The organism is uncultured Abiotrophia sp. (assembly GCF_963520105.1).
In the GTDB taxonomy this organism is placed as follows: Bacteria; Bacillota; Bacilli; order Lactobacillales; family Aerococcaceae; genus Abiotrophia.
The window spans coordinates 157,696-169,585 of sequence record NZ_CAUQPN010000003.1 but is presented as its reverse complement, the minus strand read 5'-3'; the positions used below and the strand labels follow the sequence as shown (position 1 = coordinate 169,585).

At 47.5% G+C, this 11,890-nt stretch carries 8 protein-coding genes; all 8 read left to right on the top strand.

Annotation, left to right across the window (positions count from 1 at the left end; genetic code table 11):
- The first annotated feature begins 1 nt into the window (after window position 1).
- The 8 genes from RWO08_RS05050 to RWO08_RS05015 all read left to right on the top strand — a co-directional run bounded on the left by RWO08_RS05050 (window position 2) and on the right by RWO08_RS05015 (window position 11,877).
- Window positions 2-1,252: a PTS ascorbate transporter subunit IIC gene (locus RWO08_RS05050; protein WP_311465799.1), complete on the top strand. Its 1,251-nt coding sequence runs from the start codon at window positions 2-4 to the stop codon at window positions 1,250-1,252.
- A 3-nt stretch (window positions 1,253-1,255) separates the two neighbouring features.
- Window positions 1,256-1,993 carry an SIS domain-containing protein gene (locus RWO08_RS05045; RefSeq protein ID WP_314211389.1) on the top strand — a complete coding sequence of 246 codons (738 nt, stop codon included), beginning with the start codon at window positions 1,256-1,258 and terminating at the stop codon, window positions 1,991-1,993.
- A gap of 298 nt (window positions 1,994-2,291) precedes the next feature.
- Window positions 2,292-3,581, top strand: coding sequence for an ectonucleotide pyrophosphatase/phosphodiesterase (locus RWO08_RS05040; RefSeq protein WP_314211388.1), 1,290 nt, complete (start codon window positions 2,292-2,294; stop codon window positions 3,579-3,581).
- Window positions 3,582-3,671: 90 nt separating this feature from the next.
- Entirely contained in the window at window positions 3,672-5,573 is a 1,902-nt protein-coding gene (gene glgB / locus RWO08_RS05035; protein WP_314211387.1) for a 1,4-alpha-glucan branching protein GlgB, read from the top strand.
- Window positions 5,574-5,644: 71 nt separating this feature from the next.
- Window positions 5,645-6,796, top strand: coding sequence for a glucose-1-phosphate adenylyltransferase (locus RWO08_RS05030; protein WP_314211386.1), 1,152 nt, complete (start codon window positions 5,645-5,647; stop codon window positions 6,794-6,796).
- The gene (gene glgD, locus RWO08_RS05025; protein WP_291431862.1) at window positions 6,780-7,931 is read left to right on the top strand and encodes a glucose-1-phosphate adenylyltransferase subunit GlgD; all 1,152 of its coding nucleotides are present in this window, start codon (window positions 6,780-6,782) and stop codon (window positions 7,929-7,931) included. Before RWO08_RS05030 ends, glgD begins: the two co-directional genes overlap by 17 nt.
- A gap of 10 nt (window positions 7,932-7,941) precedes the next feature.
- On the top strand, window positions 7,942-9,378 hold the full coding sequence (gene glgA, locus RWO08_RS05020) for a glycogen synthase GlgA (RefSeq protein WP_291428997.1): 1,437 nt from the start codon (window positions 7,942-7,944) through the stop codon (window positions 9,376-9,378).
- A gap of 75 nt (window positions 9,379-9,453) precedes the next feature.
- Complete coding sequence (locus tag RWO08_RS05015) at window positions 9,454-11,877, top strand: glycogen/starch/alpha-glucan phosphorylase (protein WP_314211385.1); 2,424 nt, start codon at window positions 9,454-9,456, stop codon at window positions 11,875-11,877.
- Window positions 11,878-11,890 lie beyond the last annotated feature (13 nt).

Below are 11,890 nucleotides of genomic sequence, written 5' to 3'. Positions count from 1 at the left end.
CATGGATATTATTACGGATAACATATTACGAAATCCCCCTGTATTACTTGGCTTAATCGCCATGTTCGGGCTTTTGGTTCAACACAAGCCGATCTCTGATGTTATCAAGGGGAGTTTGACAGCTGCCTTCGGGATGGTTATCTTGTCGACAGGGGTCAACATGTTGTTGGGTTCCATTGCACCAATCAATACGGCCGTTCAAACCAGCCTAGGGGTCAGTGTATCAGAAGGCTTGTCTGACGCTTCATTTACGGCTGAGTATGGTGGGACAGTGGGTGTCACTATGTTCGTAGCGCTTGCGCTGCACCTGGCGATTGCCAGATTCACACCGATTAAGACCATTTTCTTAACAGGTAACATGCTCTGGTGGTTCCCATTCGTTATTGTGGCTGGTCTGGTGGAAGCCAAGGTATCGGGTACTATGTTAATCATTGTGGGGGCCGTCTTATCCGCTCTCTACTGGTCATTGGGGCCATGGATTACACGTCGCTTTGTCTGGGATGCCACAGGGGATGATTCCTTCTTAATTGGGCACCCAACTGGTATTCTCTGTATCATAGCAGGGAGTGTAGCCCGTGTGGTAGGGGACAAGAAAAAATCAACCGAAGATCTTGATCTCCCTGCTGGGCTATCTTTCTTCCGCGAAATTTCCATCACCGGTGGCTTGGTCATGTTAGTCATGAACCTGATTGTAGGTTGCTTCATTCCAAGTCTAGTGCCAGCTAAGAATAACCTCATTAGCTACTCCATTCAATCTTCCTTAGAATTTGCTGGTGGTCTTTTGGTCTTACTCTATGGGGTTCGCTTATTGATTAACCAAATCATGCCAGCCTTCCAAGGGATTGCTGAAAAAGTGGTACCTGGTGCTAAAATGGCTTTTGACGTACCAATTTTATTCAACTATCGGCCAAATGCCGTTTTAATCGGTTTTATCATCGCCATGATTAGTTCTACTGCTATGATTCTGATTGTGAATGCGACCAATGTCTTCGGGGTCTTGTTAGTACCGCTAGTCATCACCAGCTTCTTTGAATGTGGTGGGGCGGCCGTCATTGCTGAAGGGCAGGGTGGTCTGCGTGGGGCCATCATAGGGACCGCAGTCGCTGCCGCGGTCATGGTTATCTTGGTAGCCATTTCTGGGACCATGATGTCTACCACCATTCAAAACTGGCTCTTCGTCTTTGGTGGGAACGACCTATCCGTTATGTCTATGATTGGTAAGTTACTGGGGATGCTCTTTGGAGGTGCTTAGAAAGTGTTTGCCTATTTCCAAAGAATTAGGGAGATTCTAAGCCAGGTCGAGGAGCAGGAGGCTACTAGTCTGGCCCAGGCGGTCGAGATTTTGTCAGAGGCAATTAAGAAGAAACAAGCGATTTTCGTCTTTGGTGCTAGCCATGCCGGGATCTTGGCTGAGGAAATGTTCTACCGAGCAGGTGGCTTAGTATCCATTAACCCTATCTTTGGGAGGGAACTAATGCTAGATACGCGGCCGATTAGTGCTACTAGCCGAATGGAGCGCCTAGTAGGCTATGGCCAGCTATTGGCCAAGAAAACCCCTTTTAAGGCTGGTGATGTTCTAATCGTCCATTCGGTCTCGGGGCGAAATCCGGTTGCAGTGGATTTAGCCCTAGCTGCCAAAGAAAAGGGCGTCTATGTCATAGCTTTGACCAATCTCACCTATTCTCGAGCAACTAAGAGCCGCCATCCCAGTGGCCAACGCTTGTGTGAGGTGGCAGACTTAGTGCTAGATAATCACGGCCATATTGGCGATGGGGCTTGTCAGGTTCCGGGTATCGAGCAGCCGGTAGGACCTAGTTCAACGGTGATTGGCGCCTGCATGCTTAACCATCTAGTAGTAGAAGTGAGTCGGAACTTAGCCCAATCAGGTTTGAGTCCTGTCCCTATCTTTTATTCAGCTAATTTGGATGGTGGCGATGACAAGAACCGGCAGATTTATGAGAGCTACCGAGAGGCCATTCATTATGACTTGTAGGCCCAGATTTTAAGTAAGATATACCCTGACTTCTGCCAGAAAAGTCAGGGTATTTTGCTTGTTAAAGAGTTCTAAATTTTCTTCTTTAAAGTCAGATACTCTAGGGTATTTTTTCTTGTTTGGGTGTATAATAAGAATGAGTGCAGCTTGGCTTTTTCATAAAAAAGACGAATGTTTACATAAAAATGAAGGTTTAATTTATGGGTTTTTATGGAAATAGCTGAGTAAGTCTGATAAAATTGAGTAAATTTAGACTAGGCACAGGATAATCGAAAGACTAGGAACTGGAGCTGGTTATATGGCAAAACGAAAAGTATATTTAATCTCTTTTGACGCATTTGGCTATGAGGATGTTGCCTTTGCGAGTAAATTACCTAACTTTAAGCGTCTCTTAGAAAAGGGGACTTGGGTTAAGAAGGTCCAATCGACCTATCCTTCACTGACCTATGTGGCTCACACCAGTATTATGACGGGTTTGTTGCCTTTGCATCACCAAATTGTCAATAATACCAAGATTCAGCCGGAGCGTCACAGTCCTGACTGGCACTGGTATGCTAAGGAAGTCCAAGGGGAAACCCTCTACGATGTCTTCAAGCGGGCTGGCTATAAGACGGCCTCCTTGCTTTGGCCGGTCATGGGGCGTAACAAGTCCATCGACTATAATTTAGCGGAAATTATTCCCAACCGTCCTTGGCAGAATCAGGCAATGGTGTCACTAGCTGCTTCCAGCATTCCTTTCTTGCTCAAAATGGAAGCTCGCCACGGTCACAAACGGGACGGCATTCAGCAGCCAGCCTTGGATTATTTCCTAGAAGGGGTCTTGCTAGATACCATTCGTGATTACAATCCCGATTTCGTGACGGCCCACTTCCTGCAGCTGGATAGCATGCGCCACTACTACGGGGTTAATTCGGAGCAAGCCAAGCAAGCCATTATCGACTTCGACGGGCGCTTGGGTCGAATTATTCAGCTCCTAGAAGACATGGGCCAGTGGGAAGACTGCCTCTTCGTCTTGGTGGGGGATCACTACCAACTCAATACCCATACGGTAGTGCGGCCTAACCACCTGCTCAGCCGCCAAGCTGGTTGGCAAACGTTGGGGCGTGACGGCACCATCAAGTCTTGGCAGGTTTACTGCAAGGGCGCGGATGGCTGTGCCTATATCTATCGCAAGCCAGGCGCTAAGATTACGGTCAAAGAAATTTTGGACACTTTACGGCCTATGATGCCTATGATTGAGACAGTTTACACAGCTCAAGAAGCGGCTGACTTCGGGGCGGATCCTAACTGCCTCTTCATGATTGAAGCCAAGAAAGGTTACTATTTCTTAGATGATTTGGCGGGTGATTTCCAAGAATCAGTGGATAATCCAACTTCGGATGCCAAACTCTTACATGCTACCCACGGCTATCATCCAGCGCGTAATCACTATGCGACAACGGCCTTTTACCACGGGCCAGATGTTAAAGTGGGGCACGCAGTAGAGACGGGCAGATTGATTGATCATGCGCCAACCATTTTATCGGCGCTCAAACTTAATTTCCATCAATATGTCGACGGGAATGTCTTGTACGATATTTTCAGGTAAATAAAATAGCAAATTGTCTAGTCGTATGCGTTTACATGAAACGCTTTCAGTGCTATAATAAATGTATAAACAAACAAAGGGAGGGATAGAATGACTTTCGCAGCATTACAAGAACAACTTTCGGAACACATCTATCATTTCAATCACGGTAACCATGAAGCAGCCTACCAATTTTTAGGCTGTCACAAGGTGGACCAAGATGGAGTGACGGGTTATCGCTTCGCCATTTGGGCCCCTCATGCAGCCAATGTCTATATTCTAGGTGATTTCAATCACTGGCAGAATGAGCCACTAAGTCATATTGAAGCTGGCGTTTGGGCTGGCATCATCCAAGGCGCCGAGCGAAGTCAGTGTTACAAGGTTGGGATTGACCATGGTAATGGTCATATCGAATATAAGATTGATCCCTTTGGTTTTAATTTTGAGATTGCGCCTAAGGATGCTACGGTTGTTTGGGGCTTGGAAGACTTTGAATGGTCTGACCAGGTCTGGATGAACCAGCAATGGCGCAAAAATAGCGTTCATTCGCCTCTCAACATTTATGAAGTGCACGCCAGTTCTTGGCGTCGCCACCCTGACGGCCGCACCTATACCTTTGCGGAACTGGCAGACAGCCTGATTCCTTATGTTAAGGAAATGGGCTACACCCATATTGAAATGATGCCACTCATGGATCATCCGCTGGATGCTTCTTGGGGTTATCAGATTACCGGTTACTATGCGGTCTGTGGCCGCTACGGGACCTTGGAAGAGTTCAAGGACTTCGTTAACCAAGCCCACCAAGCAGGTATCGGGGTCATCATGGACTGGGTGCCTGGTCACTTCTGCCGTAATGCCAATGCCTTGGCTTACTATGACGGGACACCAACCTTTGAATACCAAGATGTCAACCGTGCTAACAACGTAGGTTGGGGGACGCTCAACTTCGACTTAGGTAAGAACCAAGTCCAAAGCTTCCTCATTTCCAACGCCATGTTCTGGCTTAAGGAATGTCACTTGGATGGTTTGCGGGTGGATGCCGTGTCTAACATGCTTTACTTAGACTTTGACCAAGGGCCTTGGACGCCTAACGAAGACGGTAGCAACCACAACCGCCAAGGGGTGGCCTTCCTCCAAAAACTCAATACCACGATCAAAGATCATCTGCCGCATGTCCTCATGATTGCGGAAGAAAGTACCGACTGGAAGGGCATCACGCATGCTGTTTCAGAAGGGGGATTGGGCTTTGACTACAAATGGAATATGGGCTGGATGAATGATACCCTGCGTTTCTTCGAGACCGATCCTTACTACCGACCACAGAATTTCCGTTTAATTACCTTCGTCTTTATGTACCAATACAATGAACGTTATGTCCTGCCATTTTCTCATGACGAAGTGGTCCACGGTAAGAAGTCGCTCTTAGATAAGATTCCGGGCAACCGCGAAACTCAGTTTGAGACCTTGCGTCTCTTGCATGGTTACATGATGGCCCAGCCTGGTAAGAAGTTACACTTTATGGGTAACGAGCTAGGCCAATACCTGGAATGGCGCTACTACTCCGAGTTGGAATGGAAGGACTTGAGCTTTGAGTTCAACCGCGAGTACCAACACTATATGAAGACCCTCAATCAAATCGGTAGGGACTACAAGGCCCTGCATTATTATGATACTGAGCCAGCAGGTCTGACCGTCCTAGATGCTGACAATGTGGAACAGGCTGTCCTGACTATGATGCGGCAGGGTAAGGCCAAGCGTGATTTCTTAATCATTGCCTTGAACTTTATCCCAGTTGAACGTCAGGAATACCGAATTGGGGTGCCTTATAAAGGAGAGTACGAAGTCCTGCTCAACTCACAAATGCAAGAGTTTGGCGGACGGTGGACCGAGAATCTACCGGTCATGAAGACAGAAGAAGTGCCTCATGATGGACAACCTTACTCCATTGTCACAACAGTTCCTAGTCTGGGTGTGCTCTATATCAAACCCAAACGTGTTTACGGCGCTAAATAAAAGCTAAGAAAGGAGATGAAATTAACTGACTTCTTACGCCGAGTGAGTCAGCTAGTTTCGCATGTGTGTATATGAAACAAGATATGATCGCGATGATTTTAGCCGGTGGTCAAGGGACCCGTCTGGGTGTCTTAACCAAACAAACGGCTAAGCCAGCCGTTCCCTTTGGAGGGAAATACCGCATTATTGACTTTGCTTTAAGTAACTGCGCCAACTCTGGGATTAAGAATATTGGGGTAGTAACCCAGTATCAACCTTTAGAGCTTAACGAACACATTGGCAAAGGGGCAGCCTGGGGCTTAACCAGCCGTTCAGGTGGGGCTACCATCCTCCAACCTTACTCTAGCTCAGATGGCGAAAAATGGTTCAAAGGGACTGCCAATGCCATCTACCAAAACATCAGCTATATTGATTCCTTAGATCCTAAGTATGTCCTCATTCTATCAGGTGACCATATCTACAAGATGGACTATGCAGCTATGTTAGAAGACCACATTAAGAACAAAGCTAGCTTGACCGTTGGGGTTATCCCAGTTTCCATGAAGGAAGCCTCACGGTTCGGGATTATGAACACAGACCAAAATAGTCGCATTATCGAGTTCGAAGAAAAACCAGCTCAACCTAAGAGCAACCTGGCTTCCATGGGGATTTACATCTTCAACTGGGATACCTTGCGCCGTTACTTGGTAGAAGACCAAGCTAAGAACCGTGAAATGGAAGACTTCGGTAAGAACGTTATTCCAGCCTACCTAAGCAATGCTGAAAACTGCTTTGCCTACTCATTTGAAGGCTACTGGAAAGACGTGGGTACGATCGAATCTCTCTGGGAAGCTAACATGGAATTCTTGGACCCAGAACATCCACTCAACATTAGTGAGGATGCTTGGCGGATTTATACCTCCAACCCTGTGACCCCGCCACAATTCTTGACTGAAGAAGCACAAATTAAGCACTCGCTAGTGGTGGATGGCTGTTACATAGCCGGCCAAGTGGACAACTCCCTCTTGTCGCGTGATGTCAAGGTAGGGCCTAATAGCCAGGTTGACCATTCTGTGGTCATGTCCAGTGCCACCATCGGTAAAGGCTGTCGCGTTGAATATGCTATTATCGGTGAACAAGCCGTGATTGCGGACGGGGCAAGTGTTATCGGGACCCCAGACCAAATTGCCACTGTAGGATATGCTGAAGTAGTAGGAGGACCAAAAAATGATGGTGAAGAATAAGTTATGTGCGATTCTCAATTTGACCGAAGATGATCAATTATTAAAACCATTGACCCAAAACCGGCCCATTGCCGCCTTGCCATTTGCTGACCGCTATCGGGTGATTGACTTCGCCTTGTCCAGCATTTGCCATGCGGAAATTGATTCAGTAGCCCTCTTCATCGCTGAATCTGGTCGTTCAATCTATGACCACATCCGTTCTGGGGCAGCTTGGGACTTGGATTCTCAAGTATCAGGTGGGATTTTCACCTTCTCTCAACAGAACTGGAAGCTCCGCCACCACCAAGAAAACCTCTACGAAGATTACTACTACAACCATCGGGTCTTCATGTCTCGGGCTAAGGCTGAGTACGTCTTTGTAGCCGGATCTAAGATTATTGCTAACGTGGATATCCGCGGCGTCTTCCGCCACCATGTGGCTGAAGGTAAGGATATTACCCTTATATACAAACAATTAGACAAAGAAAAATTAGGCGATCAAAACCCTAAATCTCGTGCCCTTAAATTCGATGCCAACCGCCAAGTCAAGGGATTGGTTGAGTACGGTGATTTAGGGGAGGAAGAGAAGGTAGATGCTTCCCTCAGCATGTACTTCCTCAGTGTTAAGACCCTCAACGATATCATTGACCGGGCGGTTGACGAAGAAGTCTACATGGAAGTGGATGAATTGATTCAACACTATCTCTTAGACTACACCGTCAACCCATACAAGTACACGGGTTATATGGCCAACATTGACTCCATTGAACGTTACTACAAGGCTAATATGGACATGTTAGACCGTCAAAACTTCACTTCCTTGTTCTACTCAAGCCAACCAATCTTGACTAAGACCAAGAACGGGGTACCATCCTACTATGCGCCTAGCTCTGATGTGCGTTCATCTGTCGTGGCCTCTGGTTCTTACCTAGCAGGCAAGGTGGAACGCTCACTCATTTCCCGTAAGGTACATGTATCGGACGGGGCTCATGTCAAGGATTCCATCATCCTACAAGGAACTAAGATTGGCGATGGGGCACGTGTTGAATACGCCATCCTGGACAAGGGCTGTGTCGTTGAACCAGGCGCTCACGTCATTGGGACACCTGACAATGTGGTCGTGATTAGCAAGAACACCGTCATTCCAGCAGAATAAAGGAGTCGCCATGAAAGTTTTATTTGCTTCCGCAGAAGCGGCACCCTTTTTCAAGACGGGCGGCCTAGGTGACGTTGCCTATGCCTTGCCTAAGGAATTGGCTAAGCAGGGCGTAGACATTCGGGTGGTCTTGCCTTACTACACCCAAACACCTCAGCAATACAAGGACCAAATCCAAGAAATTGCCCATTTCCGTTTCCAATTAGGAGGCCGGAATGTCTACTGTGGTATTAAGTATTTGGAAATGGACGGGGTCAAGTACTACTTCATCGATAACTTGGCTTACTTTGACCGGCCGGCCCTCTATGGTCAATGGGATGATGGCGAACGTTTCGGCTACTTCTCAACGGCTATTATTGAGATGCTGGAAGTCATTGACTGGATTCCAGACATTATTCACTGTAATGACTGGCATACTGCTATGGTGCCCGTGCTCCTGGTGGACCGTTATCACTGGAAAGACCGCTTGCGTCATATCCGTAAGGTCTTGACCATTCACAACCTACGTTTCCAAGGGGTCTATGATCCGGCCATTCTGGGCCAAGTCTTTGGGACCGGCTATAATGTCTATACCGAAGATGGGGCTAAGTACTATGACCGGGTCAACTATCTCAAGGGCGGCATTAACTTCTCTGACCGGATTACTACGGTTAGTCCAACCTATGCCCATGAGATTACTACCCAGGCCTTTGGTGAGAACCTAGAAGGAGTCCTCAAGTACAATGAATGGAAATTAAGCGGGATTATTAACGGTATTGACTATGACCTCAATAATCCTGAGACAGACCCACTCATTCCTCATCACTTTAATGTCTCGGACTTAAGTGGTAAGGCAGCTAACAAGGCGGCCTTGCAAGAACGCTTAGGCTTGCCGGTCAATCCAGATGTGGCCATGATTGGTATGGTCTCTCGCTTGACCGACCAGAAGGGCTTCCAGCTAGTGGAAGAACGCATGGAAGAATTACTGCAAGCAGAAGTTCAGGTAGTCCTCTTAGGGACTGGGGAGCCGCAATTCGAGCACTCCTTCCGTTACTTCGAGTCACGTTATCCTGACAAGATGAAGAGTCTCATTACCTTTGACTTAGGGCTAGCCCAACAAATCTATGCTAGCTGTGACTTCTTCTTGATGCCAAGTGCCTTCGAGCCTTGCGGTCTGTCACAACTCATGGCCATGCGCTATGGGACCTTGCCAATTGTCCATGAGACAGGGGGCTTGCGTGACACCGTTCAACCTTACAACCAATATACTGGGGAGGGGACAGGTTATTCCTTCAATCGTTTCGACGGTTGGACCATGCTCCAAACCATCTACTATGCGCTAGATGTCTACTATAACCAACCTGGCGCTCACAAGCAATTGGTAGAACAGGCCATGACCCGAGACTTCTCTTGGACCGGGCCAACCAAAGAATACTTAGCCCTCTACCATTCGCTACTTCAAGGATAGTTAGCTCAGAAGAGACCAAGCGCTTGCTTGCGTCTCTTTCTTGGGCTTATGCCACACTTATTTAGGAGGAAATCAATGAAGGTCGATGTATTCAAAGACGCCTATAAGAAGAAGTTTGAAGACATGTTCGCCGTGCCTTATACCTCTGGTAGCACTACCGAACAATTCCAAGCCTTAGGCCAATTATTACGCTCTATCTATACTGACAAATGGGTCCACTACAACCAAGGGAAACTGGACAGCAAGCAGAAGCAAGTCTTCTACTTCTCCATGGAGTTCTTGCCAGGTCGCCAGCTCAAGCGTTATTTGCTTAACTTAGACTTGTTAGATACGGCTCGAACTGCCCTGGAAGAATTGGGCCTAGACTTTGAAGCTGTAGCGGCTGCTGAAGTCGATCCAGCCTTAGGGAACGGGGGCTTGGGCCGTTTGGCTTCTTGCTTCATGGATTCCATGGCGGCCACCGGTGTGCCGGGCAATGGTTGCGGTATTCGCTACCGTTATGGGCTCTTCAAGCAGAAATTCATCGACGGCTACCAAATTGAATTGCCAGAAAACTGGTTGCGTAATCCTAACTCTTGGGAAGTCCGCAAGGAATCCAAGTCCGTTATTGTTCGCTTTGGCGGCAATGTCTGGTTAGAACCTAATAAATTTGGGGACTTGAAGCCAGTCTATGAGAATACCTTTGATGTTTTGGCGGTGCCTTACGATACACCACAAATCGGCTATCGTAATGACGTGGTCAACAACCTACGTCTCTTCACGGCCGAAATTCCGCCAGGCCACGAGTCTTATTTCACGACACCTGAACAACGCAAGGAAATCCAAGAAATCACGGAAGTGCTCTATCCAGATGACTCTAACTATGAAGGCCGCCTCTTGCGTCTTAAGCAAGAATACTTCATGTGTTCAGCCGGGATTCAAAGTATTGTCCGCTACTTCAAGACTCTCGAATTGCCTTGGAGCGTCTTCCCTGATAAGGTGGCTATCCACATTAACGATACCCACCCAACCCTCTGTATTCCAGAATTGATGCGGATTCTGGTCGATGAAGAGAGCCTGACTTGGGGTCAAGCTTGGAACATCGTTAAGAAATCAACTTCTTACACTAACCACACCATCTTGGCGGAAGCCATGGAACGGTGGCCTATCTACATGATTGAAGGCCTCTTGCCACGGATTATGCAGATTATCTATGAAATCAACCGACGTCACTTGGTTAACAAGACAGCCCTCTACGGGGCGGAACTAGCCCACCGTACAGCACCAATCGACGGGGACCAAGTGCTCATGGCTAACCTAGCCATTATTGCCAGCCACAGTGTTAACGGGGTAGCCAAACTCCATACCGAGATTTTGGAACACTACACCTTGCGGGATTTCAAGACCATCTATCCATTCCGCTTCAACAACAAGACCAATGGGGTGACTCATCGTCGTTGGGTGCAGCTAGCCAATGAAGGCCTGAGCAAGGTCTTAGACCAACATATTGGCAACCGCTGGCGCTTCAAGCCAAGGGAAATGAACATTCTCCAAGCCTTCCGCGATAATGATGAGGTCCTAGAGCAATTGCAAGAAGTCAAGTTGGCCAACAAGGAACGCTTTGCTCGTTTCGTTAAGGAAGAGATGAAGCTAGACATTGATCCGACTGCCTTATTTGACGTGCAAATCAAGCGACTCCATGCCTACAAGCGCCAACTCCTGCAAGTCATGCATATTGTAGATCGCTACTTGACCCTTAAGGAGAATCCTAAGGCTGACTTTGCTAAACGGGTCTTCATTTTTGGGGCCAAGGCAGCGCCAAGCTACCACTATGCTAAGTCTGTCATCAAGATTATTAATGAATTGGCTAATTTGGTTAACAATGACCCAGTCATTGGCGACAAGATCAAGATTGTCTTTGTAGAAAACTATGGGGTTTCCCTAGCCGAATTAATTATTCCTGCTGCTAACTTATCGGAACAAATTTCCTTGGCGGGTAAGGAAGCGTCCGGGACTTCTAACATGAAGTTAATGGCTAACGGGGCTTTAACCATGGCGACCTTGGACGGTGCCAACGTTGAAATCTACGACCTAGTCGGTGACGACAACATCTTCCTCTTTGGTATGACGGCCGACGATGTCCAAAAATTGCGTGAGGCTAATAACTACTACTCACGGGCCATCTATGAGGAAAATCCACAGATTAAGCGTGTGCTCAATGCCTTCATTGACGGGACCATCCCTAATATCGAAGCAGAAGGACGTGAGATCTTCGATTCCCTGGTCCTCTACAATGATGAGTACTTCCTCCTGCAAGACTACCCAAGCTTCTATGAGGCGCAAATGGCTGCTGACAAGCTCTATCAAGAGCCTAAGGAATGGGCTAAACGTGCCCTGACCAATATTGCCTACTCCGGCAAATTCTCGTCAGACTACACCATCTTGCGTTACGCCGAAAGCATCTGGAATGTGTCGCCAGAGACCAACTTGCTTGGCGAAGGCTTCAGCAATCTAGACTAAGAAGACAAAAGAC